The organism is Pseudomonas sp. FW507-12TSA (assembly GCF_058781435.1).
The window spans coordinates 1-19,498 of record NZ_JBYSWT010000021.1; the positions used below are offsets into that span (position 1 = coordinate 1).

A 19,498-nucleotide genomic window follows, 5' to 3' on the forward strand; every position below is an offset into this window, starting at 1 on the left:
CCTCACCACCGCATACACCCCCGCCGTCAACAAACTCCCCGCCACGATCGCCAGCAAATACAACACCCCATGATTGATCGCATTCGGAATCAACATCACGAACAACCCCCCATGGGGCGCCATCAACTTGCAGCCAAAGTACATCGACAAGGCCCCGGTCAACGCCCCACCGGCAATGCTAGCCGGGATCACCCGCAACGGGTCCTTGGCCGCGAACGGAATCGCCCCCTCGGAGATAAAGCACAACCCCAGCACCAGGGCCGCCTTGCCCGCCTCCCGCTCGGTCTGGGCGAACTTGCGCCGAGCGATGAAGGTCGCAATGCCCAGGCCAATGGGCGGCACCATCCCCGCCGCCATGGCCGCGGCCATCGGCGCATAACTCTGGGACGCCAGCAGCCCCACCGAAAACGCATAGGCCGCCTTGTTGATCGGACCGCCCAGGTCCACGCACATCATCGCCCCCAGCAACACCCCCAGCAGGATCGCGTTGGTGGTGCCCATGCTGTCGAGGAAATGCGTCAGGGCCCCGAGCATGCCCGCCACCGGCTTGCCCACCACGTAGATCATCACCAGGCCGGTGAACAGGCTGGCCAGCAACGGGATGATCAGGATCGGCTTCAAGGCTTCCAGGCCCTGGGGCAAATGCAGGTAGCGGTTGATCACCTTGGCCGCATACCCGGCCAGGAACCCGGCGACGATACCGCCGATGAACCCCGCGCCCAGGGTGCTGGCCAGCAGGCCACCGATCATCCCCGGGGCCAGCCCCGGCCGGTCGGCGATGGAGTAGGCGATGTAGCCAGCCAGCAACGGCACCATCAGCTTGAAGGCGGTATCACCACCGATCTGCATCAAGGCCGCGGCCAGGGTGCCCTCCTCCTTGTAGGCCGTGATGCCGAAGACGAACGACAGGGCGATCATCAAGCCGCCCGCCACCACCATCGGCAGCATGAACGAAACCCCGGTCAGCAGGTGCTTGTAGACCCCGGCCTTGTCTGGCTTGGCCGGTGCCTGGGCGCCACTGGCCACGGACTCCGGCCGGCCTTCGGCCAGCGCCTTGTGCAGGGTCGCCTCGGCCTGCTTCAGCGCCACCCCGGTGCCGCAGCGATAGATGCGCTTGCCGGCAAAGCGTTCGGTGGCCACTTCGATGTCCGCCGCCAGCAGCACCACATCGGCTTGCTCGATGGCCTCGGCGCTCAGCGGATTGCGCGCGCCCACCGAACCCTGGGTTTCCACTTGCAGCTGGTAACCCAGGCGCTTGGCCGCCTGCTGCAAGGCCTCGGCGGCCATGAAGGTGTGGGCCACCCCAGTGGGGCAAGCGGTGATCGCCACCAACCGTGGCATTGATTGTTCGATGCTGGGCGCGGGCTCACCCGGCTCTTGCGCGGCCATCAGCACCTGGGCGTCCTCGGCGCCCCGGCGCAGCAAGGCATCCACATCCTGCAGGGCCTGGGACGGGCTGCTGCGATAGACCCGCTTGCCGACGAAACGCGACAGATCCACAGGCCCGCTGCTGACCACCAGCACCCACTCGGCCGCCGCCAGGGTCGCGGCCGACAGCTGGCGCTCGGGACGGGCCGGGTCGTGGACCTCGACGCTGGTGCTCCAGCCCTGGCGCTGGGCCGCGGCGTCCAGCAGGCGTGCGCAGAGCACGCTGGTGACCATGCCGTTGGGACAGGCGGTAACGATGGCTAACTTCATGGGCACCTCTCTTATTGTTCTGCCAGGGGCTGCACGCGCACCCCCTGTTCCAGCCGGGCCAGTTGTGCCCGGTCGCCGATGCCGAAACCGATCTGGGTCACCGCCATGGCGGCGATGGCCGTGGCCGTGCGCAGAGCCTGGGCAGCGTCCTGGCCGGCGAGCAGGCCGTGCAGCACCCCGGCCAGCAACGAGTCGCCGGCGCCCACGGTACTGACCACCGCGACCTTGGGCGGCAGCGCCTGCAAGGCTTGGCCAGCGGCGAACCAGTGGACGCCCTCGGCGCCGTGGGAGACCACCACATGCTCGACACCCTGGGCCTGCAACTGGCGCGCAGCGGCGGCTTGGTCGTCCGGCGTGGCCACCGGCCGGCCCAGGGCATCGGCCAGTTCCTCGCCATTGGGCTTGACCAGCCAGGGCCCGGCCGCCAGCCCGGCACGCAAGGCGGCGCCGCTGGTGTCCAGGGCCAGCTTCAGGCCCATGGCCTTCAGGCGCAGCAACAAGGCCTGGAACCATTGCGGGCCCACGCCCTGGGGCAGGCTGCCGGCGACCACCACCGCGTCATGCCCGGGGGCGATCTGCTCCAGGCGCGCCAGCAGCGCTTGCTGGGCGACGGCGTCGACCCGCGGGCCCGGGCCGTTGACGTCGGTAACCCGTCCATCGGCCTCGGCCAGCTTGATGTTGCTGCGGGTTTCCCCCGGCACGCGAACGAAGGCATCGACGAACCCACGGCGGGCGAACAACTCATCGAAAGCCTGGGGATTGCCGGCCCCGAGAAAGCCGCTGACGGTCAGGCGATGGCCCAGGTCGGCCAGGACCTGGGCCACGTTCACCCCCTTGCCGGCGGCATGCACGTGCAGGGCCTCGCTACGGTTGACCTGCCCCACTTCCAGGCGCGCCAGGGGCACGGTCAGGTCCAGCGCCGGGTTGAGGGTCAGGGTGAGAATCTTCGCCATTACATGGCCTCCACTAAGGCGCGCACATCGTTAGCGCTGCCGACGGCCAGGGCCTGTTGAGCAAGGGTTCGGGCCTGGGCCAGGCTGAGTTCGCGGATGCGCGCCTTGACCTCGGCGATGCTGCGTCCGGAGACGCTCAGTTCATCCACGCCCAGGCCCACCAGCACCGGCACCGCCAGCGGGTCGGCCGCCAGCTCGCCGCAGACGCCGACCCACTTGCCCTGGGCATGGGCGGCGCGCACGGTGATGTCGATCAGTTGCAGCACCGCCGGGTGCAGGCCATCGGCCTGGGCCGAAAGGGTCGGATGGCCGCGATCGATGGCCAGGGTGTACTGGGTGAGGTCGTTGGTGCCGACGCTGAAGAAGTCCACTTCCTTGGCCAGTACCGGGGCCAGCAGGGCCGCCGAGGGCACCTCGACCATGATCCCCAGTTGCAGATCGGCCACGGGGATTTCCTGGCGCAGGCGCTCGGTCATGTCCCGGGCCTGGCGCCATTCCTCGACGCTGCCGACCATGGGGAACATGATCCGCAGCGGGCGGTTGTCCGCCGAGCGCAGCAGCGCCCGCAACTGCGCTTCCATGATCTGCGGGCGTTGCAGGGTCAGGCGGATGCCGCGCACGCCTAGGAAGGGGTTTTCCTCCTGGGCGATCGGCCAGTAGGGCAGCGGTTTGTCGCCGCCCACATCGAGGGTGCGCACCACCAGCGGCCGCCCGCCCAGGCCATTGAGCACACGGCGGTATTCGGCTTCCTGGGTGGCTTCGTCCGGGACCTGGGAATGGGCCATGAAGATCAGTTCGGTGCGCAGCAGGCCGATGCCTTCGGCGCCCTGCTCCACCACCGCGGCGACGCCGGCGCTTTCCCCGACGTTGGCGAACACTTCCACCGCGTGACCGTCGCGGGTCTGGGCCGGCAGGTGGCGCTGTTCGGCGGCGGCCTGGAGCCGCTGCTCGCGGTTGTCGCGTTCCTCGGCGGCCCGCTGCAGGGTGTGACTATCGGCGTCGACATGCAGCCGGCCGCGCTGGCCATCCAGCAGCAAGGGCGTGCCGGACTTGATCAGCAGCACGCTGGCGCCCGCGCCCACCAGGGCCGGGATGCCCAGGGCCCGGGCGACGATGGCACTGTGGGCCGTGGCGCCGCCACGGGCGGTGAGAATCCCGGCCACCCGGGCTGGGTCCAGGCGGGCTACATCCGAGGGGCCGACCTCATCCATCACCAGGATGTAGGGTTGCTCCGGCTCCACCGGCGCCAGCACACCACACAGCTGGGCCAGCACCCGGCGGCCGATGTCGCGCAGGTCGGCGGCGCGTTCGGCCAGCAGCACATCCTGCAAGGACTCCTGTTGCCGGGCGGCGCTTTCGATCACGCTCATCCACGCGGCCTCGGCGCTTTCACCCTGCTTGAGGCGGGCCTGCACCTCGTCCACCAGCTCGGGATCGTCGAGCATTTCCAGGTGGGTGATGAAAATTTCGCGGATGGCCTTGGCCTGGCTGCGCTGGATCAGGCCCTGGATGTCCTCGCGCACCTCGCCCAGGGCCTGCTGCAGGCGCTGGCGCTCGATGGCGGGAGACTCACCACGCAGCGGATAGTCGATGGCCTGCTGGACCTGCACATGGGCCGGGCCGATGGCGATCCCGGGGGCCGCCGGTACGGCCTGGACCAGGCTGCCGGGTGCTGGGGCACTGACCCGGGCGGCGAGTTCTTGCGGCACGTCCACGGGCGCCGCGACGGTCGGCAAGGGCTCGACCTCTTCGCCCAGCCCTTGCTCGATAGCCGCCAGCAACACCGGCAAGGCCTCGGTGGCGATGCTCGGCTCGGCGATCAGTTCCAGCACCTGGCCACGGCGGGCGCCGAGGCTGAGCAACTTGCTCAGGCTCTTGAGCGAGACTGCCGGTTCGTTGCCGTCGGCGAGACGAATGCGGATCTCGCCGTCAAACCCCTTGGCCAGTTGCGCCAGCTCCTTGGCCGGGCGCGCGTGCAGGCCATGGGCGTTGGCCAGGGCGATCCGGGCACTGGGCCAGTCCGCCGGCAACTCGCCGCCCAGTACTTCGAGCACCGCGCGGGTGCTGGTGGCACGCCACAACTCCTGGCCACGACCGTCGATCAACAGGGCGCACAGACGTTCGAGCAGGGCCTGGTGGGCTTCACCAAGGCTGGCCAGACAGAAGAGGCCACTCAGCGGCTGGCCCAGGTAACGGATGGGTTTGTCCGGGGTGACGAAGGCCAGGCCCGGACGCAACACGGTCTGTTCACTGTGCAGCCACCACAGGCCATCTCCCAGGGGCAGCGCCTCGACCTGCTGCAGCACGGCGGCAAAGCCGTTGCTCACGCACTCGGCCTGGCGCAGCAGGCGCGCACCGCGCCACACCAGTTCTTCGAAATCTTCGGCCGCCACCCCAAGGCCGATCATCTGCGCATCCAGCGCCAGTTCCTGGGGCGCGCCCTGCAACAGCTTGAGCAACGCCTGCGGCGAGCTGGCGCGTCGCAGGGCCTGGCCCAGGTCGGTCTCGCCCAAGGCGCGGGTCAACAGTTGCAGGAGGCGCAGGTGCTCGTCGGACTTGGCGGCGATGCCGATGGCCAGGTAGACGATCTGCCCGTCGCCCCAGTCCACGCCCTCGGGAAACTGCAGCAGGCGCACGCCGGTGGCGAAGACCTGGTCGCGAGTTTCAGGGGTGCCGTGGGGGATGGCGATGCCTTGGCCAAGGAAGGTCGAGCCCTGGGCCTCGCGCTGTTCGAGGCCGCTCAGGTAACCCGCGGCCACCAGGCCATCGGCCACCAGTTTGTCGGCCAGCAAGCGTAATGCCGCGGACTTATCCACAGCCGTCTGGCCTATGGATATCTGCTCTACGGTGAGTTCGAGCATGGGTTCTCCTATTTAGCGCGGGGCAGCGCTAGGTATTGTTTTAAGTCAGCAGCGTAGGCGCTGTCATGGCCAAAAATGGGACTGGCCAGCCGGCGGAGGCGCTTCTACGTTTACGCTTTGGCCCAGAAAATACGCCTGCTGAAACGTTTAATCTAGCAGGATCGGCAAGTTACTCGATAATCTTCGCCTCTTGAAGCCCTGCTGGTCGCCTGCCGCTTCCGACATTGGTCGCGTGCCCAAATCAGGTAGGATTGGCGAAAATGTCGGGGCAAGCACCAAAAATAAGGAAATCCCGGGTTGAAACTCAGTGATATCGCTCGACTGGCCGGTGTGTCCGTCACCACCGCCAGTTACGTCATCAACGGCAAGGCCGAACAGCAACGGATCAGCAACGCCACCGTGGAGCGGGTGCGAGCGGTAGTCGAAGAACACGGCTTCACTCCCAACCCCCAGGCGGCCGGCCTGCGCAGCCGCCATACCCGGACCCTGGGCTTCATTCTCCCGGACCTGGAGAACCCCAGCTACGCACGGATCGCCAAGTTGCTCGAGCAAGGCGCCCGCGCCCGGGGCTACCAGTTGCTGATCGCCAGCTCCGACGATGCGCCGGACAGCGAACGGCAACTGCTGCAACTGTTTCGCGCGCGCCGCTGCGATGCCCTGATCGTCGCCAGCTGCCTGCCGCCGGAAGACGACAGCTACCAGCAATTGCAGGCCCAGGGGCTGCCGATCATCGCCATCGACCGGGTAATGCCGGCCGGGCAGTTCTGCTCGGTGATCAGCGACGACCTGCAAGCCAGCCTGCACCTGACCCAGAGCCTGCTGCAACCCGAGCCCCGGCAGATCGTGCTGCTCGGCGCCCGCCCGGAGCTGAGCATCAGCCAGGAGCGGGCCGCGGGTTTCCGCCAGGCCCTGGAGGGTTTCGGCGGCGACGTGGTGATCGAGCACGGCGAGGCCTTCAGCCGCGATTGCGGCCGGCAGTTGATGGAAGAGTTGCTGCAGCGCCTGGGCCACCTGCCCGATGCCCTGGTGACCACCTCCTATGTGCTGCTGCAAGGGGTGTTCGATGCCCTGCACGACTTCCCGCTCAAGTCCCGGCCACTGCGCCTGGGGACCTTCGGCGACACCCAACTGTTGGACTTCCTGCCGCTGCCGGTCAACGCCATGGCCCAGCAACATCAGCTGATCGCCGACACCGCCCTGCAACTGGCCCTGGCAGCTATCGAAGAAGGCCAGTACCAGCCCGGCGTACAAGCCATCGCCCGAACCTTCAAGCAGCGTATCCAGCAGGGCTGAACCGTGGAGCTGATCGACAGCCACACCCACCTGGATTTTCCGGATTTCGACGCCGATCGTGCGGCGCTGCTGGCCGACAGCCGCGCCCGGGGCGTCGGCCGGATGGTGGTGCTGGGGGTCTACCAGGGCAACTGGCAGCGGGTCTGGGACCTGGTGCAAGGCGACCCGCAGCTCTATGCGGCCTTCGGCCTGCACCCGGTGTACCTGGACGATCACCAGCCCGCCGACCTGCAGCACCTGGGCGATTGGCTGGCGCGCCTGGCCGGGCATCCGCAACTGTGCGCGGTGGGCGAAATCGGCCTGGACTACTTTCTCCAGCACTTGGACCGCGAGCGCCAGCAGGCGCTGTTCGAGGCCCAACTGCAGCTGGCGGCGGACTTCCAGCTACCGGCGCTGCTGCATGTGCGGCGCAGCCACGCGGCGGTGATCGCCACCCTGAAGCGCTTCAAGCTCCAGCGCGGCGGGATCATCCACGCCTTCGCCGGCAGCCGCGAGGAGGCCCGGGAATACCTCAAGCTGGGTTTCAAGCTGGGCCTGGGCGGCGCCGCGACCTGGCCCCAGGCCCTGCGCCTGCGCAAGGTGCTCGCCGAACTGCCGCTGGAAGCCCTGGTGCTGGAGACCGACGCGCCGGACATGGCCCCGGCGATGTACCCCAACCAGCGCAACAGCCCCCAGCACCTGCCGGATATCTGCGCGGCCCTGGCCGAAATCATCGGCGTCGACGCCGAGCACCTGGCCAGCGCCAGCACCCGTAACGCCTGCGCAGTGTTCGGCTGGTCCTCAGCCGGCCTGTAGCAGCAGGGGGCGGCGCTGTCGGCGCCGGGCAACCGTCATCACCAGCAGGTACCCCACCAGCACCAGCGCCGAGATGCCCAGTTGCAGGCTGCGCTCCAGCAGCCCGATCCATTGCAGCGCCAGGCTCACCAGCAGCACCGTGGCACAGAGCACGATCAACAGCGCCCGCAGGGTGGCGAACGAGCCCAGGGTCTTGAGGCGCTTGACCTGTGCGGGGCAATCGAGCTTGAGCGGCTTGTGGCAGTGCTTGCAGGCGAAAGGCTCCTGCATGGCCATGGCGTTGAGTTGCCAGGGTTCAAGGTCGAGCAGGGCCTGGCAGTGGGCGCAGCGTCCCAGGACTCCGGAAGAAACAGTCATTGGCGTATTTCCTCAGGGCCATGGACACGCCATGGCTGACTGGCCGGGCGCAGGCGGCGCCCGGAAAAAACGCGCAGGAAAACAGGAAAAACACCCCAGACAAAGCGATTAATTACTACAGCTTGTGGCAGCCCGGCCTGGCCGAGCTGCACTACAGGGCGGGCTCAGACCCGGAACGCACCGATCAACTGCTTGAGCTGGACCACCTGGGCCGCGAGCTGGCGGCTGGCATCCTCGGTCTGGTGCGCGCCTTCGGCGGTACGTTCGCCAGCGCGGTTGATCTCGACGATGTTCTGGTCGATGTCGTGGGCCACCGCCGTCTGTTGTTCCACCGCCGCGGCGATCTGCTGGTTCTGGTCGACGATCATGCCCACCGCGCCGAGGATGTTTTCCAGGGCCTGCTGGACCTTCTCCGACTGATCGACCGTGCCATTGGCCATGGCATGGCTGCTGCCCATGGCCTTGACCGCCGCACTGACCCCGCCGTGCAGCTTGCCGATCATGTCTTCGATTTCTTCGGTGGACTGCTGGGTGCGCTTGGCCAGGGTCCGCACTTCATCGGCCACCACGGCGAACCCGCGCCCCTGCTCGCCGGCCCGGGCCGCCTCGATCGCCGCGTTGAGGGCCAGGAGGTTGGTCTGCTCGGCGATGCTCTTGATCACCTCCAGCACCCGGCTGATGGATTGGCTATCGCTGGCCAGCTGGTTGATCACCAGCACCGACTGGTCGATCTCGCTGGCCAGCCGGGCAATGCTGCCTTGCTGGGATTCCACCAGGCCCCGGCCACTGATGGTTTCGTCGTTGACGCTATGGGCGCTGCTGACCGCCGCCGCAGCGCTGCGGGCCACTTCCTGAGAGGTGGCGGACATCTGGTTCATCGCCGTGGCCACCTGCTCGATCTGGCTGCGCTGGCCGGCCACCGCCTGGTTGCTCTGGGCCGAGACGTTTTCCACTTGCCCGGCCTGGCGCTCGACCTCGCTGACGGTATGCCCGACCCGCTCGATCAAGTCGTGGATCTTCAGCACCGTGCCGTTGAACAGGCTGCCCAGCTCTCCCAGCTCATCGCGACTGTGGGCGGTGAAGGTGACGGTCATGTCGCCGGCCGCGACCTTGTCCATCATGGCGCCCAGGCGACGCAGGGTGGTGCGGGTCGAGGCGTAGAAACCGCCATACAGGTAGACGATCGAGAGGAATACCAGGGCCAGGGCCGCCACCAGCAGCACCATGTGGCTACGGTTCTGCGCCAGGCGCTTTTGCAGCTCGACGTCGAGGAACTTCAGGGTGTTTTCGTTGAGCTGGTAGGTCTGCCCCATCAGTTGGCTGACCTGCTCGTAGAACGCCGGCCAGGGCGCCTCCAGGGTCTCGGCCATCACCACCTGCTCCTCGAACAGCTCGCTGGCCTGCTTGAGGCTGGCCTTGCTGGCATTGGCCGCGCCGTCGAGGGCATCGTGGGCGGCGCGGCTGGAACCCAGGGCGTCCTGGAGCTTGAGGCCATACTCGGCCTGGAGTTTTTCGATCTGCACCAGCAGTTCGTCGAAACGGGTGCTGGAGGACGAATTGAGAAAGCCCTGGCCCAGGGAGAAGGCGCCCATGGCCCGGCCTTCGCCCAGGATCTGGGTGACTTGCGGGGTGACGCTGGTGATCAGCTCGCTGAGCTGGCGGATATCGCCCTGGGCATCGCGGCTGAGGCCCGACTGGCTGGCGATGATCTGGCTGAACAGCTGCGCGCTGCCCAGCAGCTTGCCAATCAGCCCGCTCTTGTTCAGCAGCGAGTTTTCCACTTGCTGGGCCTTGAAGGCCGTCACCAGTTCATCGCGCTTGGCGTTGAAGATCTCCACCTGCTGGGGGTCGGTGGTCACCGCTTGCATGGCTTGCAGGCGCTCGAGCACCAGGCGCTCCTGGGCGGCGATCTTGCTCTCCAGGTCCCCCGCCTTGCCGGACTGGCCCAGGCCGGCGTTGATTTGCACCTGGTTGTTCAGGGTCTCCAGGTCGCGGCGCAAGGCCAGGCTGCTGCCCAGCAGGTCGAGGCTTTGCAGTTCGACCCGGGTGCCCTGGAACTCGCGGTAGGAATCGCGCACCAGATAAAAGTTGGTCACCAGCATGGGTACAAAGAACAGCACGCTGATCAGGCTGAACTTCATGCCGAAGCTCAGGCGGTTCATCAGCGCGACAGCGGGATAGAGCAAGCTCTTCACAAAGAAGTCTCCCTTTTCTTTTATTTTTATTGGCAGGCAGGCGAAGGCAGCAGATAGCCACTATTCGGCGCTCCGTCTGTATAGCGTAATTTCGGGGGAGGTTTTGTAACTTAAAGTTAACCGCGCCAGGGCGGCGCTGCGGGGAACAGGGCGAGGGAGCCGGCCCCCTCGCCAGAAGGCTCAGATGAGCACGGTATACAGGGCGAAACCGGCGTACCAGAGCACGGCGGCCCGCAGCAGCAGTTCCCAGATGCGGTCCAGGCTGTTGATGCCTTCGGGGCCGGTGACTGGCGGCGGGATCTCAGCGGCCACCAGGCCGACTTTCTCCACCAGATGCGCGGCGTCGATGTGCCAGTTGAGCAGTTCGTGGAGCATCACCCGGCCCACCGCCACGAAGTTGCCCACCAGGGCGAAGCTTGCCGCCAGCAAGCGTACCGGTAGCCAGTCGAAGGCATGCCGCAGTTGCGCCGCGCGCTCCACCAGGGCCGGGTTCTTGCCGTGTTCGGCGGCCAGCGCCAGCAGGCGATAACTCAGGGCCGCCACCGGCCCCAGCAGGAAGTACCAGAAGATCACCGCGAAGAAGCCCTGGTAGGCCTGCCACAGCAAGTGGCCCTGGACTCGCTCCAGCAACTGCTCGCCGTTGTCGCCACCAATGCCCAGGTCGCGCTTGGCCACGTGCAGCGCCGCTTGCAGGTCCTCGCGCCGCCAGGCATCGCGGAACGGCCCCAGGCCGCCGAGCAAGTCGCCGCGCCCCAGGGCGTAGATCACCACCAGCAGGTGCAGCGGCGCCGCCAGCAGGCCGTAGGCCAGCGGCTGCAAGATCAGCAACAGCAAACCGAGCACCAGCACCGGCAGCAGCACCAGCAAGCCCAGCAGGTTCCAGGGACGCCCGGCCATGCGCGGGCTCGATTCCAGTCGTGCCAGGCGCGCCAGCCACCAGCCGTCGCGCTGCACTTTCTGGCGCAGGGCCGAGAACTTCTCGATCCACACCGCCAGCAGCAACACCAGAAAACTCATTGCCCTTCCCCCTTCTCCAAGGCGGCACGATAGCGTGCCCAGTCGAAAGCCTGGCCCGGATCGGTCTTGCGCCCGGGCGCGATATCGCTATGGCCACAAATCCTGTGTGGCGTGATGGCGCTGAAGGCCGCCTGCAATTGCTCGGTCAAGAGATTCAACGCCTGGTACTGGGCATCGGTGAACGGCAGCTCGTCGGTGCCTTCCAGCTCGATGCCCAGGGAAAAGTCGTTGCAGGTCTCGCGCCCCTCGAAACTCGACACCCCGGCATGCCAGGCCCGCTCCAGACAGGAGACAAACTGGGTGACCGCGCCGTCACGTTCGATCAGAAAATGCGCGGACACGCGCAAGTCGGCGATCCCGGCAAAATAGGGATGCTCTGTGACATCGAGGCGATTCTGGAAGAATTCCTGCACCTTGCCGGTGCCGAACTGCCCCGGCGGCAGGCTGATGTTATGGATCACCAGCAGGGAAATCTCGCCCGCCGGGCGTTCATTGAAATTGGGTGACGGACAGTGACGTACGCCATCGCACCAACCCGTGGCAGGGTCCAGCCGCATACCGATTCCTTCAACTAAAGCCTTGAGTGGCCCAGTATGCCGCGATCCCGGTGCCGGTTGCGATCACTTGCCGTGATTGAGGCGCCGCAGATTGCCGATCACCGATTCCAGAGCCCGGTCGAACAGCAGGGTGTCGTCCAGGGCGTGTACCGCGCCACGCTGGAATTCCAGGGCCAGGCCCATGCGGGTGCGCTCCAGCACCTTCATCCCGGTACGGTTGACGAATACGTACTTGGCCACGGGATGGGGAACGATGGCTGCCAGCTTGCAGCGCAAGATGCTGTCTTCATCCTCCTGGAACTCGACCCAGGCCCCCAGGCGCAGCTGGTCCACCAGTTGCAGGCTCGGGTCATTGACCGGCAAGGCCAGGGGCGCCGCTTCCAGCGGGCCTTCCTCGGCACTGGGCAGGACGATCTGCTGGGCCACCTCGACCATGTCCGTAGGTGCCGGCTCCTGGGCGACCACAGGCTGTTGCGTGGCCAGGGCCTGGTGCTCGAACACCTGCAGGTGCAGAAGCTCCAGCTGGGCGAAGAATTCGCTGGTGGCGAAAGGATCGAAGGCCGCGCCGCTCAGGCCGTCGCGCAGCCCCTTGAGCAGGCCGGGCACCAGGGCCAGCAGGCGCATGGCGGTGTCCGGCTCGGCATGGCGCTGCACACTCCAGATCAGTTGTTCCATGGTCTGTTCGGCCGCCTGCCACTGCGGCGAGTCGTCGCCGTGCTTCAGGCAACTGAGCAACAGCACCTGGCTCCAGGCATCGCGGATGAAATCCACCACCACCTGGGGCATGACCTTGCCCAGCAAGGCCTGGTTCAGCGCCTGTTCCACCCGGCGCCGGGCCAGCTCGGCCTTGGCCCGGCCTTCTTCGGCATCGCGGGTGCGCTGTTCGAGCAACTCGGCCCGACGACGCTCGTCCGCGGTGAAGGCCAGGAAGTCCGCCAGCAGCTCGGAAAAGATCGCCGGGTCGTCGCTGAACTCGCTCAAAAGCCGCTGCACCACTTGTTCGATACGCAGGTACAGGCTGTCACGCTGGTGGTCGTCACAGCCGCCCCAGCCCATGGCTGCGGCGGCGATTTCATTGAGCAGGCGCCGGGCTGGATGGCTGCCACGGCTGAAGAAGCTCTTGTCCAGCACCGCCACCTTGAGCATGGGGATCTGCAGGCGGCCGATCAGCGCCTTGAGCGAGTCCGGCAGGTTGCGGTCGTCCAGGATGCATTCGAACAGCATCGCGATCAGGTTGATCACGTCTTCGTCGGCCACATCCACCACCCGCGACTTGCCGCTCTTGACGCTGACCCGGGTCAGCAACTGCTCCAGCTGGTTGCGCAGGTCGAAATCGTCCTGGAGGCTGGGTGGCGGCACGTACTGCTGCAGGTGCGAGAGCAGGCGCAGCAGGTCGCGAGTGGAGATCGGCTGGGTCTCGGCGCTGGCTTCCAGGGTCGGCGCCACACTGCCGCGCACATGGAGCAACAGGGTCTGCAGGGCAGCGAAGACTTCCTGGACGCTTTCGTCGAAGGGATGTTGTCCGGTTTTACCAGCGCCGCCCTGGCCAGCCTCGTCCTGGACCTCGGCGCGGACCCGGTCCGAAGCACGCCGCGCCGGGGCCGGCAGCAGGTCGGGGAGGATGCCGGTGGCGATCAGCAACTGGTTGGCCTCGGCATAGAGTTGCTCGGCCTCCCTGAGCACGTAGCGCTCGAACAGCTTGAGGATGATCAGCTTGACCTTGATCTCCACCCCCAGGCTGCGACCGGCCTGCAGGAAATATTCGCAGAGCAGCGCCGGCCCCAGGGGGTTCTCGCCTTCGGCCAGGCGCCGGCCCAGCAATACTCCCAGGCGTGCGGTCAGGTGCCCCAGGGCGAAGCCGGCCCGGTTGAGCACCTTGGCCACCATGGCATCCACGGCGACGGTCTTTTCCAGGTCATCGCGGGTGGGTTGCTGCTCCGGGTCGTAGGCCGCGGCATGGGCGATGACCAGGGCCGGGTCGTACTGGACCAGGCCGGCGAAGGCCTCGAAGAACTTCTCGAGAAAGCCGCGCTCGATGCTCTTGCGCTTCAGGCGCAGGTCGCGCATGGCCTCGAACAGGATGTTCTGCTCGATGTTGTCCTGGGCCCGGTCAGCCATCTCGAACAAGGTGTCGTCGGCGTTATCGAACAGCTCTTGCAAGCCATGGCGCAGCTGCTGGGCGGCCTTGTCACGAACCTGAAGCAGAATCACAGGCAGGCGGGCCAACGGCGAAGCGCTCGCCTGATCTGTAGCAGCCTTGTGCAAAGGCACTACATTCCCGTCGTTGTGCATCCAAGCCTCCTGCAAAGGTGTTTCTTCGGTTCGATATCAAGGTCCTGCCGAGCCGGTGACGCTCACAGCCGACTCTGAGCGAAGGCATAAATGCACTGCGCTGCACTTCATGTAAGGGGAAGCCAAAGACACGTCAAAGCTATGACGTCAATTACAAGTCGCATTATCTTGTAAAACTCCCCTGTTACGCCAGCAGACTCTGTCGACTCCTCGGAAATAACCCTTAGGTTTCTAGGAAAAATCTCTCATCAATTCAGACAAAGCGACGAAACACAGGTTCGGTCCGGGGTTGCCGATTAGCCGCCTTGGGTTCGCCGATCCCATGCCCCTATAATCGGCGCACTTTGTTTGTGGAGTCCGTTATGCCGAATCTACGCCTCGCCGACCTGACCGCCGAAATCGAAGCCAACGTGCGCCGCGCACTGCTGGAAGACATCGGCAGCGGCGATATCACCGCGCAACTGATCCCGGCCGAACGCCTGGCCAAGGCCACCATCATTACCCGGGAAGCGGCGGTGATCAGTGGTACCGCCTGGGTCGATGCGGTGTTTCGCCAACTGGACCCACGGGTCGCCGTGCACTGGCAGGTGGCGGATGGCGAGCGGGTAGTGCCCAACCAGGCGCTGTTCCATCTCGAAGGCCCGGCCCGCTCGCTGCTCACCGGCGAGCGCAGCGCCTTGAACTTCCTGCAACTGCTGTCGGGGGTGGCCACCCGCGCTCGCTACCTGGCGGACTTTGTCGCCGATACCCAGGTCAAGCTGCTGGATACCCGCAAGACCCTGCCCGGCCTGCGCCTGGCACAGAAGTACGCAGTCACCTGCGGCGGCTGCCACAACCACCGCATCGGCCTGTATGACGCCTTCCTGATCAAGGAAAACCATATCGCCGCCTGCGGTGGTATCGCCCAGGCGATCAGCGCCGCCCACAAGATCGCCCCGGGCAAGCCGGTGGAGGTGGAAGTGGAAAGCCTGGTGGAATTGAAAGAAGCGCTGGCGGCGGGTGCCGATATCATCATGCTCGACGAGTTGAGCCTGGACGACATGCGCGAGGCTGTGCGCCTGAATGCTGGCCAGGCCAAGCTCGAAGCCAGCGGCGGGATCAACGAAAGTACCTTGCGTCCGATCGCCGAGACCGGCGTGGACTACATCTCCATCGGCGCCATGACCAAGGATGTGAAGGCCCTGGACCTGTCCATGCGCCTGAGCCTCTGAAAACTGCGGCGGGTTTGGCTACAAGCTTCAAGAAGCGTTCTTGAAGCTTGCCGCCGCTAGCGCTCAATCGTCGATTTCGTTGAGTTCCAGATAGTCCTGAAGATCCATGCCCAGTGCCTCGGCAACCTCCTGGTGTACTTCCAGGCGCATGGCCTTCAGCTCCTCGGGCGTCTCGGCCACCAGGTCGAGCACCAGTTCCCACGGCTCGATGCCGCGAGACTCCGCCTCATCTTCAAAGGCCCATTGCGCCTGTTGCTTCTGTTCCTCAGGGCTCAGGGCGCTGATTTCTTCTTGCAAGGAAGGCGTGGCAGCCAGGTACCTTTCAAGCGCTACGTCGATTCTTGCCTCTTTAGGAATCATCTCGTTCTCTCTGATCTTGGGAATGGAAATGGATCGGGGTCGCTGGGATCTCTGGGCCGCTCGATTCAACCGGCCTGCAGAGCCATTCGGGATCATCTGAAAACAGCATGCTGGTACTCAGACAGGGACCGAATATAGGGGCTTTGGCCGGTGATTTATATGACCTGATGCACCCATTGCAGAAAAATCGGAGGTTTTGCGGAGCATCGCCAAACACCAGCCCACCAGAACCCTGCGAAACAGGATTTCGCAGACCCCGCCAAAGCGATGGGCTATATCGGTGTTTCAAAGGGGGTAATGCCCGTCAGTTAAGCGAGGTGATCCCCTGTAGGAGCAGCCGGTCGACGCTCGTTAACGGTAGCGCGCATCGCGGGCAAGCCTCGCTCCTACAAGCGCCTTGACTGATCGGCATTAGCCAATCAGGGCTGCAAGAATCAGCCCGTCGCCGTTGCTTTTCTCAAGCAAGCGCCTGTTTGCCCGACCTCGATAAGGTCTCTCAGACGCTCAAGGATATCGAACTCCTTCACTTCCCCATCCTTGTTAATGATCATCGTTTCCTTGATCAGCCAAAGATGCCCTTCCCTGTTTTTATTGGGAATGACGGTAACGACGATATTGAAGTCCGGATTCTCTGGAGGAACCCCGGTCACCCTGGCTTTGCTGAAATGGAAAGTGAGTTCATTGTCATCATTGGGCGAGACGCCTTGCGCACTGACAGCAGGCAGCCCGGCCTTGACCGCTGATGGCAAAGTGGCGGAATACAACACGCGTCCCCAGCCCACCTGCTTGGTTATCTTCAGAAAATAGTGCTCAAGATCCTTGGTACTCGCTGGAGTCGTGCAATTTTCTCCTTCAGCGGCGAAGTATTGGCCCTCAAACTCATAGGAAGGTCCTTTCTCGCAGCCTGCAAGGGCCAACGACACCACACCGAACACAGCCAACTTCCACTTCTTCACACTGGACACTCCATGATTCCCGGCTGTCATTATGCGCAACGCCCCTAGCGGCCACCACACACTTCATGACCCATCTGGGCATGTACAACGGAGCCCAAAACTCATCCAGGCACAAAGAGCACAAAGCCAGTAGCAACGAATAAGGCGCGAAGCCATTCCGTGATGCTGGTTAAGTACAAGCAAACTCTTAGTTGATGTATTTGTTTATGGATTGTCGGAATCTGCAAATCAGACACATTTCAACAGGCAACTAGAAGGCGCTCAACTGAATTGAGCAGGAAAGCTCTGGAGCTGATAGAGCAAGCTATGACGACCATCTAGCATGGTTTTTAGATACAACCTGCGAACTCGGCATATTGGCTGAAGCGGCCTGGTGACGTTTTGTAGCTCGGTGTCTTTCGGGGTGTTCTAAGGGCGTAGGCAGTGATGAACGGCCCTGGCCTGCTATCTGGTGCCGGAGACAGGAATCGAACCTGCGACCTTCGCGTTACGAGTGCGCTGCTCTACCGACTGAGCTACACCGGCGTGGGCTAAACCTAGCACCGGCGCCCGGGGCGCGCCAGGCAAGAGGGCAAAGAGATATCAAGCGCAGATAGCAAAACGCCCCGAACCAGTCGGGGCGCTTGCTTGTTCAGCGTGAGGCTAGCGGGTGATCAAACGCCCGAAGCCTTGGCTGCCGCCACGTCCTTGATGGACAGCTTGATACGGCCGCGGTTGTCCACGTCCAGTACCAGCACTTCCACTTCCTGGCCTTCTTTCAGGATGTCGGTGACTTTCTCTACGCGAGCGTCGCTCAGCATGGAGATGTGCACCAGACCGTCCTTGCCCGGCAGGATGTTGACGAAGGCGCCGAAGTCGACGATACGCTCGACCTTGCCCAGGTAGATCTTGCCGATCTCGGCTTCTGCGGTGATACCCAGGACGCGCTGGCGAGCAGCTTCTGCCGCTTCCTTGGTTTCGCCGAAGATCTTGATCGAACCGTCGTCTTCGATGTCGATCGAAGCCTTGGTTTCTTCGCAGATCGCGCGGATGGTGGCGCCGCCTTTACCGATGACGTCACGGATCTTGTCGGTGTCGATCTTCATCGCGATCATGGTCGGAGCGTTGGCCGACAGCTCGGTACGCGACTGGCCGATCACTTGGTTCATCTGGCCGAGGATGTTCAGGCGAGCTTCCAGGGCCTGGCCCAGGGCGATCTCCATGATTTCTTCGGTGATGCCCTTGATCTTGATGTCCATCTGCAGCGCGGTTACGCCTTTGGCGGTACCGGCTACCTTGAAGTCCATGTCGCCCAGGTGGTCTTCGTCACCCAGGATGTCGGTCAGGACGGCGAACTTCTCGCCTTCCTTCACCAGGCCCATGGCGATACCGGCAACCGGAGCCTTCATCGGTACACCGGCGTCCATCAGGGCCAGGGAAGCACCGCAGACCGAAGCCATGGAGCTGGAGCCGTTGGACTCGGTGATTTCCGATACCACGCGGATGGTGTACGGGAACGAGTCGGTATCCGGCAGCATGGCCTGGACGGAACGACGGGCCAGGCGGCCGTGGCCGATTTCACGACGACCAGCACCGCCCATGCGGCCACACTCGCCCACCGAGAACGGCGGGAAGTTGTAGTGCAGCATGAAGGGGTCTTTCTTCTCGCCTTCCAGGGTGTCCAGCAGCTGGGCGTCACGGGCAGTACCCAGGGTCGCGACGACCAGGGCCTGGGTTTCGCCACGGGTGAACAGGGCCGAACCGTGGGTCTTGGCCAGGACGCCGACTTCGATATTCAGCGGACGTACGGTGCGAGTGTCGCGGCCGTCGATACGTGGCTTGCCGTTGACGATGTTCTCGCGAACGGTGCGGTATTCGATCTCGCCGAAAGCGGCCTTGACTTCGGCAGCCGATGGCTGGCCTTCTTCGCCGGAGAGCTTGGCGACCACTTGGTCCTTCAGCTCGCCCAGGCGGGCATAACGGTCGGCCTTGACGGTGATGGTGTAGGCCTGGGAGATGGCGTCGCCGAACTCGGCGCGGATGGCACCCAGCAGCTCGGTGGCTTCGGCGGCAGGCGCCCAGTCCCAAGTTGGCTTGGCGGCTTCGGCGGCCAGTTCCTTGACGGCCTTGATTACCGACTGGAATTCGTCGTGGGCGAACAGCACGGCGCCCAGCATCTGGTCTTCGGTCAGTTCCTTGGCTTCGGACTCAACCATCAGTACCGCTTCTTCGGTACCGGCTACGACCATGTCCAGGCTCGAAGCAGCCAGTTGCTCGTAGGTTGGGTTCAGCAGGTAGCCAGTGCTTTCGTGGAAAGCGACGCGGGCAGCGCCGATCGGGCCGTCGAAAGGAATACCGGAGATGGCCAGGGCAGCGGAGGTACCGATCATCGCAGCGATGTCCGGATCGGTCTTCTTGCTGGTGGAAACCACGGTGCAGACAACCTGCACTTCGTTCATGAAGCCTTCTGGAAACAGAGGGCGGATCGGGCGGTCGATCAGACGCGAGGTCAGGGTTTCTTTCTCGGAAGGACGGCCTTCACGCTTGAAGAAACCACCAGGGATCTTGCCGGCGGCGTAGGTTTTTTCCTGGTAGTGGACAGACAGAGGGAAGAAGCCTTTGCCTGGATCGGCTTGCTTGGCACCCACTACGGTCACCAATACGCTGACGTCGTCGTCAACGGTGACCAATACTGCGCCGGAGGCCTGACGGGCGATACGGCCAGTCTCGAGGGTTACGGTCGACTGACCGAACTGGAATTTCTTGATTACCGGGTTCACGGTGTCCTACCTTCTTTGTGGCTCTTGGGGAAACTTGTGTTCTTGCGAAATTCTTGGGCAACGGTGGGAATCGGCCCAGCCTTTATTGTCCAGGTAAAACTACAGCCCAGATAAAACTTGAGGCTGGAAGCCTGCCATACGCCGGCGGAAAAACCGCTGACGCATGGCAAGCAACCAACCTCATAGCGCAATCG

At 64.5% G+C, this 19,498-nt stretch carries 14 protein-coding genes and 1 tRNA gene; 3 read left to right on the plus strand and 12 right to left on the minus strand.

The window, feature by feature from the left end; genetic code table 11:
* From AC3WK8_RS19470 to ptsP, 3 genes are all read right to left on the minus strand, one after another.
* A partial coding sequence (locus AC3WK8_RS19470; RefSeq protein ID WP_103325637.1) for a PTS fructose-like transporter subunit IIB occupies positions 1 to 1,698 on the minus strand: 1,698 nt, incomplete at its 3' end.
* An 11-nt stretch (positions 1,699 to 1,709) separates the two neighbouring features.
* Positions 1,710 to 2,651: a 1-phosphofructokinase gene (pfkB, locus tag AC3WK8_RS19475; protein ID WP_103325638.1), complete on the minus strand. Its 942-nt coding sequence runs from the start codon at positions 2,649 to 2,651 to the stop codon at positions 1,710 to 1,712.
* Positions 2,651 to 5,512 carry a phosphoenolpyruvate--protein phosphotransferase gene (gene ptsP / locus AC3WK8_RS19480; protein WP_103325639.1) on the minus strand — a complete coding sequence of 954 codons (2,862 nt, stop codon included), beginning with the start codon at positions 5,510 to 5,512 and terminating at the stop codon, positions 2,651 to 2,653. Before ptsP ends, pfkB begins: the two co-directional genes overlap by 1 nt.
* Before the next feature lie 297 nt (positions 5,513 to 5,809).
* Between ptsP and cra the strand changes: the two genes are divergently transcribed.
* Positions 5,810 to 6,805: a catabolite repressor/activator gene (gene cra / locus AC3WK8_RS19485; protein ID WP_022642192.1), complete on the plus strand. Its 996-nt coding sequence runs from the start codon at positions 5,810 to 5,812 to the stop codon at positions 6,803 to 6,805.
* Positions 6,806 to 6,808: 3 nt separating this feature from the next.
* Complete coding sequence (locus AC3WK8_RS19490; protein WP_103325640.1) at positions 6,809 to 7,600, plus strand: TatD family hydrolase; 792 nt, start codon at positions 6,809 to 6,811, stop codon at positions 7,598 to 7,600.
* Here AC3WK8_RS19490 and AC3WK8_RS19495 read toward each other — a convergent pair.
* From AC3WK8_RS19495 to AC3WK8_RS19515, 5 genes are all read right to left on the minus strand, one after another.
* Positions 7,586 to 7,957, minus strand: coding sequence for a hypothetical protein (locus AC3WK8_RS19495; protein ID WP_103325641.1), 372 nt, complete (start codon positions 7,955 to 7,957; stop codon positions 7,586 to 7,588). The genes AC3WK8_RS19490 and AC3WK8_RS19495 overlap by 15 nt on opposite strands.
* A 164-nt stretch (positions 7,958 to 8,121) precedes the next feature.
* Complete coding sequence (locus AC3WK8_RS19500) at positions 8,122 to 10,152, minus strand: methyl-accepting chemotaxis protein (protein WP_103325642.1); 2,031 nt, start codon at positions 10,150 to 10,152, stop codon at positions 8,122 to 8,124.
* A gap of 180 nt (positions 10,153 to 10,332) precedes the next feature.
* A complete protein-coding gene (gene ampE / locus AC3WK8_RS19505; protein WP_103325643.1) occupies positions 10,333 to 11,169 on the minus strand; it encodes a regulatory signaling modulator protein AmpE in 837 nt (278 codons plus the stop codon).
* On the minus strand, positions 11,166 to 11,726 hold the full coding sequence (ampD, locus tag AC3WK8_RS19510) for a 1,6-anhydro-N-acetylmuramyl-L-alanine amidase AmpD (protein ID WP_022642186.1): 561 nt from the start codon (positions 11,724 to 11,726) through the stop codon (positions 11,166 to 11,168). The genes ampE and ampD overlap by 4 nt, the downstream gene beginning before the upstream one ends.
* 63 nt (positions 11,727 to 11,789) lie before the next feature.
* Positions 11,790 to 14,018, minus strand: coding sequence for a DUF1631 domain-containing protein (locus AC3WK8_RS19515; RefSeq protein ID WP_085599017.1), 2,229 nt, complete (start codon positions 14,016 to 14,018; stop codon positions 11,790 to 11,792).
* Positions 14,019 to 14,380: 362 nt separating this feature from the next.
* On the opposite strand from AC3WK8_RS19515, the gene nadC reads away from it, so the two are divergent.
* The gene (gene nadC / locus AC3WK8_RS19520; protein ID WP_053136962.1) at positions 14,381 to 15,229 is read left to right on the plus strand and encodes a carboxylating nicotinate-nucleotide diphosphorylase; all 849 of its coding nucleotides are present in this window, start codon (positions 14,381 to 14,383) and stop codon (positions 15,227 to 15,229) included.
* 63 nt (positions 15,230 to 15,292) lie between these two features.
* Here nadC and AC3WK8_RS19525 read toward each other — a convergent pair whose 3' ends face one another.
* From AC3WK8_RS19525 to pnp, 4 genes are all read right to left on the minus strand, one after another.
* Positions 15,293 to 15,589 carry a DUF6388 family protein gene (locus AC3WK8_RS19525; RefSeq protein WP_031320853.1) on the minus strand — a complete coding sequence of 99 codons (297 nt, stop codon included), beginning with the start codon at positions 15,587 to 15,589 and terminating at the stop codon, positions 15,293 to 15,295.
* A gap of 434 nt (positions 15,590 to 16,023) precedes the next feature.
* Complete coding sequence (locus tag AC3WK8_RS19530; RefSeq protein ID WP_103325644.1) at positions 16,024 to 16,545, minus strand: hypothetical protein; 522 nt, start codon at positions 16,543 to 16,545, stop codon at positions 16,024 to 16,026.
* A gap of 449 nt (positions 16,546 to 16,994) precedes the next feature.
* Positions 16,995 to 17,070, minus strand: a tRNA-Thr gene (locus AC3WK8_RS19535).
* A gap of 128 nt (positions 17,071 to 17,198) precedes the next feature.
* Complete coding sequence (gene pnp, locus AC3WK8_RS19540) at positions 17,199 to 19,304, minus strand: polyribonucleotide nucleotidyltransferase (protein ID WP_085599016.1); 2,106 nt, start codon at positions 19,302 to 19,304, stop codon at positions 17,199 to 17,201.
* Positions 19,305 to 19,498: the final 194 nt, after the last annotated feature.